The organism is Mucilaginibacter sp. (assembly GCF_039921305.1).
GTDB lineage: Bacteria > Bacteroidota > Bacteroidia > Sphingobacteriales > Sphingobacteriaceae > Mucilaginibacter.
The window spans coordinates 1-21868 of sequence record NZ_JBDSCA010000075.1 but is presented as its reverse complement, the minus strand read 5'-3'; the positions used below and the strand labels follow the sequence as shown (position 1 = coordinate 21868).

Sequence of the window (21868 nt, the reverse complement as noted above, 5' to 3'; positions counted from 1 at the left end):
ACCACAAAAGCGTTTTAACTCCTTTGCTCTTCGCATAACTCAACGCATCTTTTATAGTTCCGCCATTCGACATGACATCCCATTCCCAGTCAATAAGTACATACGGCCAGTTCATCTTCACAGCCAGATCGATGTATTCTATTACTTTTTGATAATCCTTTGAACCATGATTGTATGCCCAATACACCCAGGCTACGGCTCCCGGTTCGATCCATTTGGTGTCCTTAAAAGCGGCAGGTTCGCTCACATCAGTGATCAATGTGCTCTCTACCAGATCAGCCAGGTCACCCACGATCATTACATGCCATTGCGATCTCCAGGGCAAACTGGAAACAGCTCCGCCATGCCAACCCTTTTTGGCCGGAGCGTAACTCACCTTATACAGGTTAGTGTTTTGCTTATTGTTCAACCGGGCCGCGCAATTCTGCCTGCTTATGCCCGCTTCAGAAATTAATACCCACAAGGGCTGGTTGTTAACCTTATACAAGGCAGGATAGCCCCATTCATTTTTGTTTTTTTCATCCGTTCCACTGGTATTAAGCGGATAAAAACTTTCATAAGCTTGATCAAATGGCTGCATCCACCTTGCCGTACCTTCAGGAATTACATAGCCCGTCGCTTCATCTTTGATCAATAACGCGGAGTCGGATTTGTTGGGAAAAGTATACCTGAACGTAACCCCGTTATTATAAACCCTGAAGGTGATATTCAGGTGCTGTTTTGAGGCATTCTGATAATTTAATGTTTTTTCGGTGCCAAAATTTTCGCAAAGCTTCCGCTTTCCTGTCACCATCTCGTATTGGTCATGAACTGCAACGGGCTTGCTCTCTCCAATGAACTTGAGACCGGATACGAACTGCTGGTCTTCCCTTAAAATACCCAATGGCGAGGCGGGTAAGGCTTCAACATAAGCACCGTTGCTTTTATACAGTACTTTAAAATAAGCCTGGCCGGTGGGTTGCATTTCTACAACTACCTTGATTTTTTGATTAGGTGATAGAACTTGCTGGGCGTAACTCACCGGGCCTAAAAAAAGGCTCAGAACTAAAAAAAGATTTTTCATTTTTTATTTATAAAAGTGGTTTACTACTGTTGGAATATTTTCGCCGCTTAATTGCATTGATCTTTAAAGTAATCTCCGGCAAACCAGATGAACTGACTATAAGTTTAATATTTCCGGCATCGTGGGTACTTCTAATTACAAGCAACGCCCGTCCGTGCCATGTTGTGTGCGTATTCCCAACATATGGGTCGGTATCTTTCATATCAGCATTGGCAACTCCGGCAATTGTACCAGGCCCTTCAATTTTAAAGTTCAGGCGGTTTGTAGCATTTGGTTGAAGAATACTGTTCTTATCTGTTATCTCAATGGTAACATAAGACAAGTCCTGACCATTAGCCGTTATCTCTTTCCGATCAGCGATCACCTTGATCTTTGCAGCATCCCCAGACGTTTGTAAAACGGTTGATTCAATCTCTTTATCATGATCCACACCAACCGCTTTAAGCCGCCCAGGTGAATAGGGTAGTGTAAATTCAGCTTTATACTCCTGCTCCTCAATAGTTGATTTTTCGCCAATGAGTTTCTCATTGAGGTAAAGGCGTACTTTAGGGTACTTTGAATAAACTTCTACTTGAATGTCCTTTCCTTCAAAACCCGGCCAGGTCCAGCTATCCCAGGTCGGCCACACCGACCACAATGTTGTTTTAATCTCCTTCAGATCCAGATCGGGCTCACGGACAGCCATATAGAGCTTTTCGGTATTGTTGTATAACAGGTTACGATAATGCGAGATCGGCTTTCTCCATCCGATCAGATCAATATCGCCACAATAGGCGCCATGCCATGGGAAAAGATCGTGTTCCCAGTGCTCACCAGGCGTTTCACCGGAATAATACCAGCGGCCTATCCCTGATTCGCCAAGGTAATCCATAGCTGTCCAAACAAAATCTCCTAGAACATAATTGTTGTTATTTACCAACTTCCAATTTGCGAAAGCATCCTTGGGATACGACTCTGTTTGAACGATCATTCGTGAGGGTACCCGCTGATGGTCGGCAGCCTCGCTCCATAAATGATAATTATAACCACCAACATCATGCGCTGCCATCAGGGGATCTAAAGTTGACCATTCTTTACCATTATCTACAATCGCGGATGTAACCGGGCGGACGGTGTCTATTTGTTTTATGGCTTTTGCAAGCATCTTAGCCGTCTCCACCGCTTCGGCACTACCTCTCTCCACTATTTCATTACCAATACTCCACATAACAATGGATGGATGATTACGATCGCGCAAAACCATTGCATTTAAGTCGCGTTTCCACCACTGGCCAAAATATTGTGAATAATCATGTTTATTTTTGCCTACTCTCCAACAATCAAACGATTCATCAACAACCATTAGGCCTAACCTGTCGCAAGCATTTAAAAAAGCCTCTGAAGGTGGATTATGAGAAGTTCTCACAGCATTAAATCCGGCTTCTTTGAGTAACTCAACCTTACGCTCTTCTGCACGGTCAAAGGCGGCAGCACCCAGGCAGCCATTGTCATGGTGCACACACCCTCCGTTCAGCTTTATTGTTTTCCTATTAAGCTGAAATCCGTTTTCAGCAGTAAATTTGATAGAACGTATGCCAAACATAGTCTCGGTTTCGTCAACTACTTTTTTATTTTGTAATATCTGTATCTGGGCATTATATAAACCAGGTTTTTCCGGTGTCCATAACAGGGGATATGCTACGATTATCGTTTGGGAAACTTCTTTCTCGCTATGAGCAGGCAGTTCAATCTTTGTCTGATCATTTCCTGCATTTTTAGAATTTGCGTCCAGTAATCGTGTGTTAACAACAACACTTTGAGGCAACCCGGTTTCGTTTTTGATTAATGTTTTAATTTGAACAGTTGCTTTTTTTGAAGACACATCGGGGGTTGTGATCGCTACTCCCCATTCAGCTATATGCACAGCATCGGTAACCATCATCCAAACGTGGCGATAGATGCCTGAGCCGCTGTACCACCTGCTGTTTACTTGTTGCGAATTATCTACCCGTACCGCTATCACATTTTTACTATTGAGATCCAAAAAAGGCGATAGGTCATAACTAAATGACGAATAGCCGTAAGGGTAAATTCCAAGTGATTTTCCATTAATAAAAACTTCAGAATTCATATAAACTCCTTCAAAGTAAATGGAGATCTTTTTGCCTTTCCATCCAACCGGAGCCCTGAAAGTTTTCCGGTACCAACCAATTCCTGCTGGAAAGTATCCGCCTGCACCCCCGGTAGGGTTTTTAGGACTTATTTGCCCTTCAATACTCCAATCGTGCGGTAGATCAAGGCCTCGCCAGGCTATATCATTAAAATCCCTTGACCCTGCCGATGCTGTATCTCCCTGAAAAAATTTCCAGTTATGATCAAACAATTGTTTTCGTTCGGTTTTATCAAGGTTTTGACCATAGCATACCATATTGCCAGCAAAAAATAATAAGGCTGTAACTATTGCTCTCCCGAGATATCTCATGCTGTTAATTTTATGGAGCTTCATTATGATCTGTACTTTTTTTATATAATATTTCAACTTTATTGTACTTTAACAATCACTTCGTCTCCTTTAAGAGCACCCTCGTTTGATAGCGATATCGCCTTTAGGAAACTGCCTGTTGAAATCAAAATTCTGTTTGGTTCTTGATGAGGTAGTTGCTCTGTTTTGTGCTGTAGCATCAATAGAATTAAGAAAAGCGAAACCCGCAAAAAGGCAATATTTAAACACGCGATACATATTATTTCTATTTATTGATCCATTTTGTAAATGCGCTCCATTAATTGCCATTTCTGACTGGCAGTTGATGCCTCATTGCTATCCTGAAATTGCGACATATGTGCTTCCCATTCGCTTTGACGTGGTTTTAGCGCCAATTCGGCCATTGCTTTGTCATGGTCAAAAACGGCTACAGTGTCCATAATCATGAAAAGTCTGGTGCCAAGTAGATATATCTCCATATCTATAATTCCCACTTCCTTCATTCCTTGGGTTATTTCCGGCCATGCAGCTCCTTGTGCATGCGCCATTTTATAAGCTTCAATTAATTCCGGGTGGTTACGCAATTCCATTGTTTTACAGTAGCGGTTCATCTTGCTCTTTCTATTTTTTCAAGTTGTATATTCATTTTTCAGCAATTCCTTTCCAGCTAAAAAGCACTAATGATTTTCGTGTGTTTTTGTTCATTTTTTAAATAATTAAGCTGATTTATAATATTTTACATTAAAATTTGAAAGCGGATTCTTTCTGATACCGGCTGATAAGGTTGTTTGTAGTTAAGTCCACTTTTGCATATCCGGTATTATTGCTGTCTTCTGCATTCTTCAAAGCCCTTAGTTGATATAGTGTACTTTTTCTGTTTTAAATTTTTCAATTGCATTAAAGGGTTGTTTTTCACTACATTTTCATTTTAATCTCTTGCTTCAATTGTCGTTGATTGCGAAAGGTCACTATTTCGGTTGTTTTACCGATACTCGCCGTCTGTGTTTCCAGCAGATCTTTAACGTTATTCACTTGCTTTCTATTCAAAGTCAGTATCACATCGTTAACCTGAAGAAATTCTGATGCAGCTGATCCGTAGGCTACCCCCACCACAATTACACCTCTTATTTCATTCATGCCGGTTGCAGATTGCTCGCCAAGTGTATGCATGGTTTTTATTTTGGCCCCCATAAAATCTATTGTATCATCTGGGTCTATGTTATAGACTGTAATTACTGACGGGAAAACCGGTTTTTTGGCAATCTTTTTTAGCCGCTCTGAAACAACGCCGAAATTATCCATAGCGAAGTTCTTGAACCCTGCCGTCAAAGCGGCGGAGCCTTCTGTTACCCGAAAATCTCCTTTTTCAGGATTCTTAAAAGTTAATGAGCCATACACAGAATGACTATCGGTCCCACGCACACGGGCTTTAGCCAACGAAAGCGAGTCGGGAAAGGTGTTATAGTCAACTTCTTTTCCCCAAACCGGAATACGAACAGGTAAATATGCTGTCCCAACAATGTTATGACGAAATACATCTTCGCTATTTTTAAACCATACATGAGGGTGAAAGGTATTATTGATCATGATATTGTTCTCAACAACACGGTGTACGCCCTCCCGCAGTTTAATACCACCGTTTAAACACAGATTATTGTAAATTAAATAGTTGCTTGATCCATCATCTAGGTCAATATCCCACCCATGGTTGCAACGGAACCGATTGTTACGAAGGATGATTGGTTTCACAACATCAAGAAGAGCCAATCCGGGGTTTACAGCAACAACTGAATCAAGTTTACTTTTATCAGCCTGCCAGTAGCGGTCGCGGCCCCAGGAATTAAAAGAACCGTGGTCGCCGGTTTCCTTTACCGTATTAAAAACATCGTTGTACTCAATGATATGCCCACCCCATGTTCCTTCATTTACGTTTATGCCTGCACGGGGTACATCATAAATAGTATTGTGGCTTATCGTGATGCTTTGACTCATTGACAGTTGCACACCGGTCGATTGCTTTTCGACATAACCAAGGTCAAACATCAGGTTATCATAAACTTTACAATCTTTTGGATAATTATTTGTTTTGGGTCCGGGTGTAAGGTCAATTTGTGTCGGTGGTATATAGTCGTTATACTCAAAACTGGGCGAACGTGCCGCAGCCGGATCGCCTACAAAACAAATTCCGCTCGCACCAATTTCGGAGATCAAACAACCTGAAATTTCACAGTCTCGATTGTATTTACTAAAAAACACAGCGTTGTTTCCCAAATCATGCAGCACGCAATTTTCGAGGCGGCAACGTTCGGAGCCTTCGTACAATACCGCCCCACCACGATAAATCGTCCAGTCGCTACGTAGCAGCGGTTCTTTGTTTTGCATAAAGGTGCGTACCGTCTCTGTTAATATAAGGCCGGAGATGGTAATATTTTTAACCGGCTTTTCCTCCGTGCCTCTAAATTCAAATAAATGGGCCAGCTGCGGCGTTTCAAATCTTGCAGCCTTCAGATCAAAGCCCGAAGGCGGAAAATAATATAAGGTTTTAGCTTTCTTATCGTAATACCATTCGTTAACCGTATCAAGTTCTTCAAAAATATTCTCTGCATAACGATATTTTTCATGCATGCCCGACCGCCGGTTATTTTGCCAGCCCCCTTCCAGTATAGGCTGGCCATTGCTGCCCTTCCCTGTGATGATATAATGAAGATCGCCCCACTTTGCACTGTGCAGAGCATGTACATATCCACCCGCGGGCGACTTCCACCTTGCTGCCCGTTCTTTGCTGATCGCATCGGCTGCTGTACCACCAAGAAACTGTACCGAAGGGTCATAGTTGGGGTAACGAGCCATCTGCTGTAATTTTCCGTTCACAAGCAGCTCATCAAAAACAAGGTCTTGAACTATCTTAGCCTGCCGGATGCCATTTTTATATTCTGTCCAGTTCAGACCGCTTAGCATAGCACCGCCGCTTATTATAGCCTTTTGATGGTCAACACTCGTTATAGTCAATGGTTCATCATCTTTCCTCGAGTCGGCAGAACTAAATACAATAGGCTTGCTCAAATAATACGTACCTCCGTAAAGCTTGATGAAAACGGCGCCCGAAAACTTACGAGCCATGGTCAATGCGGCGTTAATAGAAGCAAATGGCTTGCTTTTGGTGCCAGGGGCATTATCATTACCTCTCACGGAAACATATAAATTTGTTTGTGCATTGCTACTAGTCGGCCATAGGAAGCCAGCAAGTAAAACTGTCGTTATGATAACGCTTTTGATTTTCTGCATTTAAAACAATTTTAGAATTAGTTTTGAAGTTACACGACTGGGGTTTAAACAAATATTACTGGATATCTTATCTGACTCTAAATTCAAAAGTGTCTACTTCATTTTTATTATCTAAATATTTATTGGTCAGATTGATTACAACCTTTCGCTCACCTATTGATCCTTCGATAGGAAAAAATGAACTGTTGGAACCAACACAATTTTTATAGGTATTAGCAACAATTGCCGACTGATTATACCTGTTCCCAACAAGAAACTCGGTTTTAGGTTTAAGGTATCGAAATCGTCCATAACCTTTTGCTGTGCATGTGCAACAAAAGCTGTAAGTTTAAATATAGCAGCACAGAGACTAAATGTTTTTTTCATTGATGCGAAATGATTTTCTTAAATGGTTATTTGTTTATATGATAATTATTCCTTTTTTGCTACCGGAGCAGAGTGATCGTGCTCTCTTAAATACTTTTCAATTCTGTTTATAGTCATATTCAGTAACTTCATTCTTATCGCTAACTAATACTATTTTTGAGTAATCCCCTTCCAATCATCCGTTCTGAAAGGCACAGCCGGTAAGCCATCCTTGTTGATAAGGTTACAAACCGGATTATCGGCCCAGGCGTAACGTACAGCAACCGGGACATCTATTTTATCCGAACTTACAATTACCTCATTACCTTCAATCCTGGCAGATGCCCAATAAAACCTTTTGTCCTTTCCGGCGATAGCAAACCCTTTTAACCGGGCAGTATCGCTTATTGCGAGCCCCGAACCTGTATCGGTAAAACTTATAATGATGTTATTTCCTTTAACAACGTATTTTTTATAGATGGGTCCCGATGCGACAACATTCTTCTGATATGCTTTTTTTTCAGCTACCAGCGCCATCCTGCGTCCAACTTCCTGCTTATTTAGAGGGTGAATGCTATTTGCTTCCCCGATATCTATGATGCAAGCCATACCTGTGTTGGGCTGCGACAATGTTAGTGATTGTGATTCTCTCAGTTCGGCCCATTCACTTTCTGATGGTTCTGGCTGTAGTTTTTTAAAATTGGCTAACTGAACATATAAAAAAGGCAGGTTACCCTGATGCCAGCGTTGTCGCCAGTCGTTGATCAACATGGGGAATACTTCCCGGTAACGGTAAGCTTCTGAATCATTTGCCTCTCCCTGGTACCAGATAAACCCCTTAACCCCAAAAGGAATCAGCGGATTAATCATGGCATTAAACAGCGTTGCGGAATAATTCTGATAATTGTGAATTTGAGGTAGGGCTGGTTCAATGTTTTTGTTGTACAACCATTTTCCTGCTAAAGAAACCTTTGTGTCTCCATCGGTAATATAAATATTCTCGGCCGGAGAATTCAATCCGCCACCGCCCCACAGCATAGCCATTCTGATCGCAATGGTATTTTCACCATTTTTAACGAGGCTGACCGGAATGGTATAAGAATGCTTTGAATTGCTATTCCAAATTGTTTTGCATATTTCGGCACCATTAAAATAAAGTGAGTAATTCACTTCGGGGTGGCCAATATTCAGTACTAAAGTTTTTCCTGCAAAAGAAGGAGGTAACACGATTTTCTTACGTAACCACATCATCCCTTCATATTTTCCGATCCCAAAATCTTTAATCAGACGGGGCATCTCAACCGCGGTCCAACCAGAATCATCATATTCCGGTAAGGGAACCGTTTTATCCGAATTGTTTTGGGGGTGATAAACGACATCCCAAAAACGGATCATAGCGAGGCTGTCTTTGACAATATTGTTTTGAGTAAGCGTATCATTGGCAAGCGTTTTCGCCCTGGTAATAGACGATGAAAGCTGCATTTCCCGGCTTGTCCATGCTTGTACCGGCGTTCCGCCCCAGGTGCTTTGAATAATACCGATGGGTACATTTTGTTCCTGATGTATTTTTCGGGCAAAATAATAGGCTACCGCGGAGAACTGCTTTATATTGCTCGTGTCGCATAGTTTCCACTTACCCGCTAAAAAATCAGATCGAGGGGTAAATTTAATATCATGCTCTACCTGGAGGAAGCGGATCTGGGGGAAATTGCCTTTGGCAATTTCATTCGGAGCATCCTTTGCCTGCTGTACTTGCCATTCCATGTTGGACTGTCCTGAAGCCAGCCAGACATCACCGATCAGGATGCCTTTTAGTGTGATCGCAAATTCTGGTTTTCCTGACTCGGAAATTTTGAGGTCATAGGGACCGCCTGCGTTAAACTTCGGAAAATGCACTATCCATTTGCCCCCCGTATCAGTTTTTGCTTTTATAGTTGCTTTGCCAAGCGTGGCCACAACCAAAGATCCCGGAGTGGCATTTCCCCAAACAGGAATGGCTATACCTCTTTGCAAAACCATATTGTCGCCAAATACTTTGGGCAACTTTATTTGGGCATAACCTGGTGTTTGAAAAAAATGGACTATTGTAAAAAAAGCTAATGCTATTCGTATATTTATTTTCATTTTTTTAGTCGATTAAACTGGTCTTCAATGTTTTTAAGATTCCATTTGTTGCCAACGCAACTGATTACTGGTTGGGGCCGGGCCAAATGGTTTGGGAGCGCTGGTTTGAGCGCTGCAAAATGCGGTTGGGCATAAAGAAAAAACAATCACCCAAAAAAAAACTTCTATTCATAAACCTTATATTTATTTTCATATCCTTATATTCAATATCTCTAAAAATTCTAATCATATGTATTTATAGTTTAACCACAATTTTTTTTCCGGAAAAGCTAATCATCTTATCAATTTTGCTATCCGGGTTTATTCCCGCACCCTTCCCTTTAGAAACCAAAACAATATTAAATTTCCGCTTTGTAAGCATTCCCGGAAAGGACCCTTTACGGTCTTGGATAGTCAATGTCTTTATTGCATCACTCCATAGAAAAGAGATTGTAGAATATACTCCTTTTTCATAGTGATAATTATCGAATTCGTCTTCGTATAAACTGAATTTGCCATCGGCTCCGCTATAAATACGGATCTCCAAAGTATCGGCAGGTTTTTCATTTGCATAATGAACTGATTTGCCAAAAGGAATGATCGAACCAGCCCGAACAAACAAAGGAATTATATCCAATGGGGCGGGCGTCTTTATGGTTTTTCCACCTTTAATTTTTTCCCCATTCCAAAAATTAAACCAAATTATATTTTTAGGTAAATAAATCTCTCTCTCTGTTACTCGTGGTTCGGTGATTGGGGCAACAAGAATAGATTTTCCGAATAAAAATTCAAATGGCTGATCTGTTGCTTTTGCGTCTTCCCTAAAGTCCATCACCATCGGACGCATCAAGGTCGATCCACTTTTTGTTATCTGCCAAGCTTCTGAATAAATATATGGCAATAGGCGATAGCGCAAGTTCAGCATCTTACGCATATTGTCTTCTACACTTTGCCCGTATTTCCAAGGTTCCGTTTCAGATTGGTACCCATGTATCCGAAAAATAGGATTGAATGCCCCCCATTGATACCAGCGTGTCAGTAATTCGTGATACTTTGAATCGGTATATTGTGATTGCCCGGGGCGGAAAAAACCACCGATATCAGTTGTCCAATACGGAAATCCGGTAATGGTATAATTTAAGCCAGCCACAATCTGAAGTTTGTAAGCATCCCATGTACTCCCAATATCTCCCGACCAGTTTATAATTCCGTACCGTTGCTGGCCCGGAAATGCGGAACGAGTGAGAATGCAAACCCGTTTATCGGAAGCAGTTTTTCTTTGACCTTCATAAACCGCCCGGCTGACAAATAACGGATAAGTCAAACGGTAGAAATCACCTGATCCAAGGTATGTCTTTTTGCCTTTCAACGCGTCATTTTCCGGTTCAGTTGCGTCCATCCACCAGGAATCTACGCCATGAGTAAACAGGTTTTGGTTTAAAGCATTCCAATGTGTCTCGCGGGCAAGTGGGTTAAAAACATCTACCCATGGGCTATTTGGAATAAATAGTTTTTTGGCAACATAATCTTTACCTATTTCCGAATCCTGACTGAGATTTTCCCAAACCGAAATGCTGAAATGAGCATTCAAATCATGGAGCTCTTTTATGAAATTTGTGGGGTTAGGATAATTGCTTTCGTCAAATTTGGGAACTCCCCAGCCATATTTTCCCCAGTATTGCCAGTCCTGCACGATAACATCCAGTGGAATGTTTCTCTTGCGAAATTCCTTAACCGTTTCAACAAGTTGGGTGCCGGAGCTATACCGCTCCCGGCATTGCCAAAAGCCGTAAGCCCACAGGGGCAACATTGGAACATTGCCTGAAAGGTTGCGGTATGACGCAAGTACGCTATCCGCAGATGGTCCATAAAACACGACAAAATCTAATAACTTAGCATTAGGGGAGCGAAAAGTGGTTGAATTATCAGTTACTTTCCATGATAACTTAGGTATACTATTCGATTTGCATACCACTTTCACCTGATGTTCACCAGCTTTTAAATTTACCAGTGCCCCTACAGCAGGAGGTAACCATCTATTAGTCTGATCAATACATGGTTTACCATCAATAACAACAAGTTGCCTGTTGCCCATTTCGCCTAAGTTGAGGAACATAGAATATTGCCCATCCTTGGGAATATTAAATCTGCCAAGAAATACAGATTGGTCTTGTGATACTTTTTGTGTACCTGATGTAGTTGTAACCTCTTCTACTTGACTATTTCCCGAAGCAGGTGATTCCTGTTTTTCGAGTGTTACAAAATTATCGGTTGGATTATAATCGGTAAGCCCATACTGATGCCACAACAAGCCGTATCCTTTACTCGAATAAATAAACGGGATAGAAATTTGTGAGTTTACCTGTATTAATTGGCGGGTGATGTTTTTTAAATTGAAATGGCCATCCTGAAATTGACCCAGGCCAAAAAGATATTCATCGGCTGGGGATTCAAAACTTTCCTCTGCCACAAAAGATGGTTCGTGCATCGTTGAATCAGGGATTAGTTTCCGGGATGCTGCTTTTTCGCACAGGAATATTTTACCAGAATAATCGGCAAAAGACAACCGACCAGTTTGCTTATCTAATGAAACAATAATCTTTTTTGTTTTTATTTTTAATTTGGAAGGCAAATCAAACAACTGAAAGTTTGGAGTCTGGGTAACTGAGGTAAATACAAGCTCAGGCAATTTCCCCCCAGGGTTTTTTAAAAACTTCACTCTTACAGCATTATTGGATAACGGATAAATACCCAATGTTCCGTTTTGTAAGAAAATATCAATACCTTCTGGTGTCTGTATGTAACTTTTAACCACCTGTCCTAAACAAAGAATTGGGAAAATACATAGGATTAAAATACATTTAAATTTCATCTTTTTAATAGTTATTTATTTTACAAAGCGGATGAGCATGTTAGAGCCTGGCAAAACTTCGGCAGGTATAAAAAAAAACTTCTAATCATCAAAATCATATTTTATTACATTTTAACTTTAATCTCTTGCTTCAATTGGTGTTGGTTGCGAAAGGTCACTATTTCGGTATTTTTCCTGACCGCGCCGGTCGTCCAGCCGGAATAGCCCCAATCGTTCCTGTTGATTTCAGCGTGTACTCCATGTGGTCCGTCACTTAGTGCCAATTCGGGGATACCTAATCGTTTTATACCCGGTACATAAAATTTAGAATTAGCCCACTTTTTCCTGTAAAGTCATCTGGCTGATCAGCGACCGTATTTTCTCTTCCCGGTTCTTATCATTCGGCATTTGTTGCGCATTTGTAATACCTATTGCAATCAGTGTAAAACAAAGCATGCAGCAGCATACCTTCATCATTATTTTCAGTTTGGATATCAATGTATTCATTGATTAACGTTTAATTAGATTTATCAGAACAACATCGTTTTCCTGGATATCAAACTCCTGGGAATACACGGAACCAAGCTTTATTTCAATTTGCCGTTTTGCAACAGGTGAGCCATTTTGTTCTTTTAATTTTTCAACCTGCTGCCTGTTTAACTGTGCGGGCCTGCCCATATCCACATAGCCTGTGTAGGCATCGTTCACCTTATAACCAACTTTATAAATCTCCATAGTGTATTTTCCGGCTGGCACATGTGATAGATTGATCCTCACTTTGCCTTTTGATTTCGCGGGCAAATCCTTGATATAATAAGATTGATTATTGACAGAATCGGGCAACGTATAGGTGTAATCCCACAATAATGCCTGGATGCCTCCTTTATCATTTTTGCAAACCCATGAACGTGTATCACTATTTGCTAATTCAGTGCTTCCAAGCTTATTCATAAACTGATAAGAATAAAAAGCCGGTTTATTTATTCCTTGAATGTTAAGTAAACCAAAACCACCATGAAAAGGTGTATACCGCGGGCCTGGTTCTTCAAAAATATCGGTAAAAACCCAATACGACATGGAGTTGGCCGCATGGCCAACTTGCTTTATTTTTTCTAAGATATAGGCCGCTTCCTGATAGCTGTCGTGTATCGGGTCTGCGGGCGTATAAGACGCGCTCCATTCTGTATAATGCAGTTCCAGATTGGGCATGGCTGATGCAGAAATTTGTTTACGAGAGTTTAACACATCGCCACTAACTGCCAACGAATCTTTACTTAATACGGTACCCGAATTTCCATATTCGTCCAAAAAGCCCTGTTTTACTCCATAAGAGTGTGTGCTGATAAAGTCAATCCGAACGTTGTTTTTACTGCAATGACTTATCATGTCAGGAACCCATGCCGCACCTGCAGTGCCCGGCCCGCCTACCTTATACGCCGGGTTTACGCTTTTTACCGCCCTTGCCGAATAATCGTATAATTTGAAATAATCTGCCTGCGTTCCGGTCCAGAAACCGGGAGACAAGTTGGGTTCATTCCATACTTCGAAATACCAGGATTTTACTTCCTCGGAGCCATATCGTTCCGTAAAATGCTGAACAAGGTTGCTAATGAGCGCCTGCCATTTGTTATAATCTTTTGGGGGCGAAACATTACCACGCCACCAAAAAATTGTCTGACTCCCGCTTGCTAAAGCATTAGGCATAAAACCCAATTCTACAAAAGGTTTCATGCCAATGCTGTGGAGAAAATCAAACAGCACATCTACGTACATATAATTAAATTGAGGATTTCCTTTAGCGTCTTCAGTATATACCGCCATATCATCAGTGAGTAGTCCATGCATCCGGATATACTGAAAGCCACATTGCTTTTTTACATAGGCTAACTGTTGCTGCCAGTCGGCACGTAGCCCTTCATTTGCTCTGCCCGCACCTACGCAGGTATTAAACATGGGATTCATCTTACCCGAGGTTCTATTAAAATCCACATTGATCGCTCTCTGGCCATTTGCATTTGCCAAAAAAATCAGTTGTGAAATCATCAATACCCAAAATACTTTTTTCATTTGTTTCTCTATTTTTAAATTATTCTGTCCACACGAGCACACCCGCGGGCTTTAGTGTTTTCTCTCCTATTAAAACTTTTGCAGCATCCGGCAGCCTTAACGTGTAATTTTCTGATGAATAATTTAATGCCATATAAAAACCGTCGCGCCAATAAACAAACACCCCGGGAGGATAGTCTTCCGTTGTAGCACCAGTATCTTTATAAATCGCGCGCAATAAATCCTTTTCTAATTTAGAATCATCCGTATCTACGCCTATATAGGTTACACAACCTTTACCAATCCGATGCTTTACAACAGCGGCTTTGCCCTTATAAAACTGATTGTTATAAGTAGCCAGCACGGCGGTATTATTATCCGGCACAAGCAAATCTGCCCAGCTATGCCATGGATAATGATTCGGATTCATTAGTACCTCGCCTTTACCATACGATGAAAGCATATCGGTCTGGCTAATATGGGCACCGATCAGATTTGAAATTGGCATGGCACTCTCTCCCTCCCAAAAATGGCCCCTGCGATCTTTAGTGCCGGTACGGCAGGTGATGATCAAATTGCCACCTTTTGTTACATAGTCATCCCATTTTTTCACCAATGCGGAATCAATCATTTCATAAGCCGGAACGATCACGAACTTATACTTTGACAAATCAGCCGTTTCCTGAATTACATCAACAGGTGCACCCAATGACTTTGCAGTTGTCAGGAATTTTACCGGGTAATCCCATGTATTCCATTGTCCTGTCTGTTTTTGCCTGTCAATGCTCCAGTAATTTTCCACATTCCACAGAAGCGCTGTAGACCGGGCGGCCAGCTTTACCGGCATCTTCGTATCTAGCGTAAATTGCCTCCGCAGTTCTGTTATTTCTTTCATGAACTGCATATAATCTTCACCACCATGCGAAGGTGTTACTCCATCCGTTTGTATAACACCCGCATGATACTGTTCTGAGCTATATAAGATTTGTCGAAAGCGGTATGAACAAGCGATCTTCCCCCCTGCGGCAAAACTGTGATACAGCCATAAGCGAACAGTACCCGGTAAAAGGAGTGGGTTGTAGCTACCCCAGTTAACCGGGCCTGGCTGCACTTCCATAACCCCTGAAACACCACCTACCGATTTATAATATTCTGAAGCGAAAAGAATAACATCGCTATTGCCCAAACGAAAACCTAGTTCACCAATATTATCGCTGCCGCCGTTTGGGTATGCGGTGTATGCTGCAAAATCCAGTTTCTTTGTACGCGTTGGATCAGAACCTGTGCAAACAGCCGTATAATTGGTAGTAATAAACTGAGCTTTTGAAATAGAATTTCGTAGAACCCCTGCCTGAAGATCAAGGAATTCTGCCTGGGCATCTGCTGAATATCTTTTAAAATCCAACAAAGCGTGGGGGTTGTTACCCCACCAACCTACTAAGCTCGTATTCGGTATGATCACCTGATTAAAACTATCGAACCATTGGCTCCAGAAGGCGGTTCCCCAGGCATTATTTAACGCATCAATGGTTTTGTATTTGTTTTTCAACCAGGTTCTGAATGCTTCCTGCGACGAAGGGCTATAATCGGTAACAGCGCCGGGTTCATTATCTACCTGCCAGCCTATAACATTCTTATTCTGCCCGTATCGGATGGCCATTTCAGCTACGATTTTCTTTACAAATCCGCGATACTTCGGATTCACAATTGAGGCTAATCCTCTCGTACCATTTTCCGCACGGATGTAATGGCCATCCATACTAAAAGTTTCCGGATAATTTAACCGCATCCACGTTGGAGTGGTTGCCGAAGGTGTACATAACAGTACTTTCAGATGGTATTTTGTGCAAAGGCTCACTACTTTATCAAGCCAGTTAAAATCAAACCCGCCTTCCCTGGGTTCCATTTTGAACCAGGCAAATTCAGCCAGGTGAACAAACTCGAAACCCATATCTGATATCTTTTTTATATCCCTTTCCCACTGGGCTTCATTCCAATGTTCAGGGTAATAATAGATACCGGTAGTCACCAAGTCTTTTTCGGGGAAAAAACGGCTAACTTCCTGTGCTTTTAGCACCGCCGAGGGAATTAAGATGGTTATTAATAATATTGTTATGTATCTTTTTATCATCATAAGATGTCTTATTTTCTATTGAAGCTGATAGGCCCTTTTTGTTCATTTCCAATATTCGGAACTGTACATGTGCATAATGTCATATAAATAGCATCAATAAACCAGCAACCGGAATTAATAAAATTTCCATTCATCAAACAAAAAACCCTCTCCATAAAATACAAAATAAATATTCCACACTCCTTTAGGTATGTTCAGTTCTATTTGCTTTGAGAGCGTAGTCCAGTCCTTCACATCACACCTAAGGGAAACAAGGGCTGGGCCTTTAAGATTATTTACATAAACATCAATTTGACCCGTTCCCTTCACCCGGACTTCGAATTTGGCAGGAATCTGATTGCTAAAATCGGCTTCCCGGACCATGAGACATTGTTTATCTACTTGTCCTTTGGCAACCACATTACCCACAACACTGGTAGTATCGAACTGGACGTGTCCCGAAGTGCCTGCGGTGGTTTCTGCTTGTTGCAGAACGAACGGATTTAATAGTTTAGTTTGTGACGGACCTTTAAAAGTTGCGTTGACCATGGGGATATTCACGCCATTCCCTTCATCCACCTGTATTGGTTCGATACCCACATTACGAAAACCACCCTTAGTGTTAAAATAATCCTGTAAATACATGGCATGGTAAGCAAAATAATATTTCTGATTAAACTTGAATAAGTGAGAGTGATTGTTTGTCAAAGGACCCACATTATCACCCACGTTATCGCCAGGATTCTTAAAGTAATTATCGCGATACTGCCAACTATCCGGAGTTAAGGGTGTTTTACTCGTCATATAAGATATGTTGCATGTGGTTGGTTTAGCAATATTGCTGTAAGGCCATTCAGTGCGTGGATCCCAATTCGTACAATAGCTATAAACCCAGGTTCCATTGATAAAGTTAAGGTCGCTGGCCTCATTAAAATAAGGAGCGGGTATCTTAGAAATATTGCCAGCCAAACTGATCATATCGGCTCCCAATTTGACGATTCTGGCATTATCCGGCATATATGGTGTTTTAGGCGTTCCGGCACCAAAAACCAGCCAGCCTGTACCTTGGCCGTCAATAACAACTCCGGGATCGAATGGAGCTCCGACATCCACACCGGGGACAGAGCGGTCGACGATGTTCTTTCCTAATGGGTCTTTCCAGGGGCCAAGGGGAGAGGTGGAAGTAAGCACGGCAGAGCCACCACCGCCATTGGAGTAATACAAATAGAAGTGCGTTTTACCATCTGCTTCTAATCTGGATGTAATGGAAGGCGCCCATGAATTCTGACTCCATGGTGCCAGCTTTACTGTATTTATGACGCCATGATAAGTCCAGTTGACCATATCATCGGAAGACATCATAACCAGTGTACGGATATGCTCGTATGAATTTTTTCCATCCTTTCCTACCTTCTCATACTGTTGATGATCATTCGTGGCATACACATAAATTCTTCCATTGTATTCTACAGCTGTTGGGTCGGCCGTAAACATAAAATCTAATAAAGGATTCGCATTATTGGTGAGAAGTTTCGGCGAAACATTTGCGAACTTTTCTTCCAGCTTTTCATTAATCACTTTCGGTTTATCCGCATTAGTCTGAGCTTCAATATTTTTTTGACATCCCAAGAAAGAGATAGCAAAGACCGTACTTAACAATATTTTTTTTCTAAACATGCTTTTTTATATTCCACCTAAAAAACGGATGCTCGTTAAGGGTTAATTTCAATTGATCAATTATTCTTTAAGCTAGGTAACAAAGAAGTTAACCCTTCCCCGGGACTGGCTAACGCTTAACCAAATCTCAGGGAAGGGAATAACTTATGCTATAATTGACACATTGTTTTTTAGTTATATCCAGCCTTAAGGGCATCATACATAGCCTGGTCCTTTATCACATTATTTTTTCTATCTAACATAAAACCTATCTCCCAAAAGAACGGCATAATACCATTCGCTCTCATAGTTTTGGTCGAAAAAGTTGTCCAGTCATTTACAGACTTGTTGTGCATAGCCAGATCCTTAGGAAGATACTGGCTGTTGGTGGCGGCAGTCCTCCTCCAGGCTGCATATTCACCCAGCATAACGGGGATACCATTATCAACAAACTTTTTCATCTTTCCGTATTCAGTAATCAGCGAGCTCTCTTCTCCAAAAGTGGCGTTGCGGTCCGGCTCAATGGTAGAATGATTCCCGGCGCCCCAGTAATAAACCATCTTGCCCCAACTTACATCTCCATCGGTTAGTATGGTAAATACAGAAGGCGTGTAGCTATGTACCTCAACCATCAACTTGTTAGGTACCGGATCGTGAGGCATAGTAGTCATCAGATCCGAAGTTAAATAACTGTCAGTGGTTGGCCCCTGAACAACCAGCACCCGGTAACTGTTCTTGCCTCCGGTAGCGCGAACTGCATTAATAAATGTTTCATGATAACCATTAAGTATGGCCATCTGCCCGGCAGTATTAGCCGGAGGTTCATTCAAGCCGGCAAAAATAAGGTGCTCATCAAAATCCCGCATGGTTGTAGCAATCTGCTCCCAAATTGCTTTTTGCATCGCATTAACGGAATCTTGCTTTGCCGCATTGGCATTGGGACTATCGTGAGAATTCAGTATCACATACACATCATTAGCCACACACCATCCAACCACTTCTTTCACCCGCGCAAGCCATACAGGATCAATTGTTGCCTTTTTCCGATCGCTTAAATGAGTCCAAACCCAGTTACAGGGAAGCCGTACAGCATTGAAACCTAATTGTTTTACATATTTTACATACGATTCGGTCAATTTACTATTCTGCCAATCACCTTCGTTTGGTGATTCCATGGTATTGCCAAAATTTATTCCCATTTTCATTTTTGCCGCCAGTTGCACGGCAGTACTGGTCATTCCGGTCATATCCGGAGCTATGGGCGAGGTGTTATAACTTGGGTATATGACTGGTGCCTGAGAAACGATCAACCTTCTTCCCTGGCCGTTTGAAGAACTTATGTATACAATACCAGAGCGGCTTGCCGCCGCAGTATTTTGCGATAATGTTGTTAAATGAATAACAGTGCTGCCGCTGCTACCTGATGTTGTGCTTATTTGCAACCACGAATAAACAGGATTGCTGATGCTCCAATCGGCATTAGCTGAAATGGATATGTCCTGGGTTCCTCCTTCACCCCTAAAAGTTATGGTGGATGCACTAACTGTTAGTTCCGGGTCCGGATTATTTGATTTTTTACAGGAGGATAAAGATATAACGGTAATAAGAAATATCAATATGTTAAAAGAGTACTTAATCTTCATTTTTTCTTAATTTTTAATTAGTTAAAAAGCCCCACGGCGATATGCTGCCGTGGGGCTATAGCTTATTTAATTTTCACACACCTAATATTGTCAATAGCAGTATAAAAACCAGTTACAGTTGGCGAAGTATCGAAATTTTTAAGGGTCATATTATAACTATTCGCACCAGTAGCCCCTAATAATTGGCTTATTTGAGTAATGGATACACCATCCCCTAATGTGTTAACTTTTGATCTGAATTCAGATAAAGGAATAATTACGGTTTGCCAACCTTTCGTTTTAAAAGCAACGGTAACATTTGAATTAGGAATTTTCCATGGCTCATAACGCGCAACATAACTGTCACCTGCAAAATCAGTTCTAATATAAAGTGTACCTCCGTTCCATGGCTTAGCCACACTTATGTCAAATTGAAGGGCCCAACTTGAAGGAGGGTCTGTAAGATTTGCCACAGGCAACCAGTGATTACCCGTATTAGAATTACCCAATGGGATGTACACACTTGCACCGCCAGCTAAAACAGGATTATCAATATACATAAACTGACTATTATTTGTTCCCATCGAACCATTAAAATCGGCTTGGGCATAAGTTAAATGTTCACTTGAGGCCCAGCCAAAACCAAAATTATCACCCCACTCCATATCTCCTAAAAGACCTACTTTATCGTTATTTTGAGAATTTACTTTATAAACAGTAGAAACCGTTCCATAACTGGTAACAATGGTCACTGGTCCACTAGAGTAGCTGTTTGAAGCTGGAGCCGCAAACTTAACATAAATGCCACGTGGACCTTCTGTGAATTTTGTAATAGTAGCACCGCCAAAAGAAATTGATTGGATAGTTTTAAGGTAAGCACCATAAACATAAACCGAATCACCAACGTTGGCATCACAGTTGGAAATGCCGTAAATGATCGGCATCGCATTTATGGTAGCCAGGGCAGTACCAGATTTGGTGGTTACTTTGATTAACTTGTCGGATGTTGTTGCCGGCATCAGAAAACCAAGAGCGGTGCCATCGGCATTTGAGTTAAATTTTGGAATTTTGGTTCCGCCATATGTAAACTGTTGAACAAATGTCAAATTTGAACCATAGAGATAAACCGAATCGCCCGGGTTGGCAAACACATCGGATACGGCGCTAATAGTTGGCGCTGGCGGGCCTAATTTGAAAGCGAACGTTGTTGAACCTGCCGGTGTAGTATACTGTATAGTATAGAGTTTAGCAGTATCAATTGTTGAAAACTTAATGTAAGGTATACTCACCACTGCGCTGTTCGGCGCAAATAAAGCAGTGTTAAAACTGGTAGGAACCCCATCAAATGCGATTTGAGTTGCATTTTGCAAATTATTCCCGATTATAACCACATATTTTCCTGCGTGTCCGGTAAAGGAAGTATCAGTATTAAGATTACCAGTACCTATAAGAGTATCCTGAGGTGACGGATGATACAATCTTACGCTTGTAATACTGGGAGCACCAGCATTGCTGCTGTCGTTACTCTTCTTACAAGCAGGTAGTAAAGCCACCATCGCGAAGAGAAGCGGCAATAAACACAAGCGGAGGTTTAAATTTTTTTTCATAACAATATGTTTTGTTTTAATTAATTAATAATAGGGTACTGGTGGGGCTGCCAATTTAGGGTTCATTGTTAGCTCCGATCCCGGAACTTGTATTGTAAATGAACTGATAGTTGCCGGAAGAGTAGGTCTGGGAGCAGTCGTATCCCTTTTAGCTATACGGGTAGTAGCATCATAACTAAATGCGGCCCGATCTTGGTTATTGATCCAATTAACAGCTTGTTGCGGTTGGTAATAAGACCACCGTACCAGGTCCATCCAATATTGTCCTTCAAAAGCAAATTCAATTCTTCTTTCCTTCAGTATTGTGGCAGCGTCCAATGAAAGCACCTTGGCCACACCGGCTCTTGTCCGCACTTTATTAAAATAAGCCAGGGCCTCACCATCGCTTGTAGTAGCATTGTTACCCAAAATAGCTTCGGCATATACCAAATACACATCGGCCAACCTGAGGATCGCATTGTGTTCAGGGGATGATGTAGGGTCCATTGTTGGCGCATTGTTATCTTTTTCGTTGCCAATAATGTGTTTTTTCATACAAACCTGGTCTGCCTTATAGCCACCACCGGCTGCATTCAATTCGGGATATTTATCTCCGATGAGCATAATAGTGGCTTTGCGCCTTACTGAATCTTCGGTTGTGTACATCTTATATAAGTCGTAGCTTGGATATAATGCAGCATATGCGCCTGACTTTTGAGGATTTATATCGTTGCTTG

Annotated in this window: 13 protein-coding genes; all 13 read right to left on the bottom strand. The window is 41.5% G+C overall.

All coding sequences use genetic code 11. The features are described 5' to 3' along the window. On the bottom strand, nucleotides 1-1063 hold a 1063-nt coding region (locus tag ABIN91_RS21445), incomplete at its 3' end, for a glycoside hydrolase family 97 N-terminal domain-containing protein (RefSeq protein ID WP_348053666.1). 7 nt (nucleotides 1064-1070) lie between these two features. After that, the gene (locus ABIN91_RS21440) at nucleotides 1071-3524 is read right to left on the bottom strand and encodes a glycoside hydrolase family 2 TIM barrel-domain containing protein (RefSeq protein WP_348053665.1); all 2454 of its coding nucleotides are present in this window, start codon (nucleotides 3522-3524) and stop codon (nucleotides 1071-1073) included. 269 nt (nucleotides 3525-3793) lie between these two features. After that, a complete protein-coding gene (locus ABIN91_RS21435; protein WP_348053664.1) occupies nucleotides 3794-4135 on the bottom strand; it encodes an L-rhamnose mutarotase in 342 nt (113 codons plus the stop codon). Nucleotides 4136-4439: 304 nt separating this feature from the next. Then, the gene (locus ABIN91_RS21430; RefSeq protein WP_348053663.1) at nucleotides 4440-6809 is read right to left on the bottom strand and encodes a PDZ domain-containing protein; all 2370 of its coding nucleotides are present in this window, start codon (nucleotides 6807-6809) and stop codon (nucleotides 4440-4442) included. A 516-nt stretch (nucleotides 6810-7325) separates the two neighbouring features. Continuing rightward, nucleotides 7326-9278, bottom strand: a complete 1953-nt coding sequence (locus tag ABIN91_RS21425) for a sialate O-acetylesterase (RefSeq protein ID WP_348053662.1) — start codon at nucleotides 9276-9278, stop codon at nucleotides 7326-7328. Nucleotides 9279-9513: 235 nt separating this feature from the next. Continuing rightward, on the bottom strand, nucleotides 9514-12129 hold the full coding sequence (locus tag ABIN91_RS21420; protein WP_348053661.1) for a TIM-barrel domain-containing protein: 2616 nt from the start codon (nucleotides 12127-12129) through the stop codon (nucleotides 9514-9516). Between the two features lie 309 nt (nucleotides 12130-12438). After that, on the bottom strand, nucleotides 12439-12615 hold the full coding sequence (locus ABIN91_RS21415; RefSeq protein WP_348053660.1) for a hypothetical protein: 177 nt from the start codon (nucleotides 12613-12615) through the stop codon (nucleotides 12439-12441). A 3-nt stretch (nucleotides 12616-12618) separates the two neighbouring features. Continuing rightward, nucleotides 12619-14175 carry a glycoside hydrolase gene (locus ABIN91_RS21410; RefSeq protein ID WP_348053659.1) on the bottom strand — a complete coding sequence of 519 codons (1557 nt, stop codon included), beginning with the start codon at nucleotides 14173-14175 and terminating at the stop codon, nucleotides 12619-12621. A gap of 19 nt (nucleotides 14176-14194) precedes the next feature. After that, complete coding sequence (locus ABIN91_RS21405; protein WP_348053658.1) at nucleotides 14195-16288, bottom strand: beta-galactosidase; 2094 nt, start codon at nucleotides 16286-16288, stop codon at nucleotides 14195-14197. A gap of 114 nt (nucleotides 16289-16402) precedes the next feature. Continuing rightward, nucleotides 16403-17944, bottom strand: coding sequence for a glycoside hydrolase family 43 protein (locus ABIN91_RS21400; RefSeq protein WP_348053657.1), 1542 nt, complete (start codon nucleotides 17942-17944; stop codon nucleotides 16403-16405). Nucleotides 17945-18114: 170 nt separating this feature from the next. After that, the gene (locus ABIN91_RS21395) at nucleotides 18115-19566 is read right to left on the bottom strand and encodes a cellulase family glycosylhydrolase (RefSeq protein WP_348053656.1); all 1452 of its coding nucleotides are present in this window, start codon (nucleotides 19564-19566) and stop codon (nucleotides 18115-18117) included. A 62-nt stretch (nucleotides 19567-19628) separates the two neighbouring features. Then, nucleotides 19629-21152: a glycan-binding surface protein gene (locus ABIN91_RS21390; protein ID WP_348053655.1), complete on the bottom strand. Its 1524-nt coding sequence runs from the start codon at nucleotides 21150-21152 to the stop codon at nucleotides 19629-19631. Between the two features lie 24 nt (nucleotides 21153-21176). Next, the coding region (locus ABIN91_RS21385; RefSeq protein WP_348053654.1) for a RagB/SusD family nutrient uptake outer membrane protein at nucleotides 21177-21868 on the bottom strand (692 nt) is incomplete at its 5' end.

Coding starts and splice junctions, on each gene's coding strand:
- ABIN91_RS21440 (WP_348053665.1), bottom strand. CDS start 3,524: ATGAGATATCTCGGGAGAGCAATAGTTACAGCCTTATTATTTTTTGCT.
- ABIN91_RS21435 (WP_348053664.1), bottom strand. CDS start 4,135: ATGAACCGCTACTGTAAAACAATGGAATTGCGTAACCACCCGGAATTA.
- ABIN91_RS21430 (WP_348053663.1), bottom strand. CDS start 6,809: ATGCAGAAAATCAAAAGCGTTATCATAACGACAGTTTTACTTGCTGGC.
- ABIN91_RS21425 (WP_348053662.1), bottom strand. CDS start 9,278: ATGAAAATAAATATACGAATAGCATTAGCTTTTTTTACAATAGTCCAT.
- ABIN91_RS21420 (WP_348053661.1), bottom strand. CDS start 12,129: ATGAAATTTAAATGTATTTTAATCCTATGTATTTTCCCAATTCTTTGT.
- ABIN91_RS21415 (WP_348053660.1), bottom strand. CDS start 12,615: ATGAATACATTGATATCCAAACTGAAAATAATGATGAAGGTATGCTGC.
- ABIN91_RS21410 (WP_348053659.1), bottom strand. CDS start 14,175: ATGAAAAAAGTATTTTGGGTATTGATGATTTCACAACTGATTTTTTTG.
- ABIN91_RS21405 (WP_348053658.1), bottom strand. CDS start 16,288: ATGATGATAAAAAGATACATAACAATATTATTAATAACCATCTTAATT.
- ABIN91_RS21400 (WP_348053657.1), bottom strand. CDS start 17,944: ATGTTTAGAAAAAAAATATTGTTAAGTACGGTCTTTGCTATCTCTTTC.
- ABIN91_RS21395 (WP_348053656.1), bottom strand. CDS start 19,566: ATGAAGATTAAGTACTCTTTTAACATATTGATATTTCTTATTACCGTT.
- ABIN91_RS21390 (WP_348053655.1), bottom strand. CDS start 21,152: ATGAAAAAAAATTTAAACCTCCGCTTGTGTTTATTGCCGCTTCTCTTC.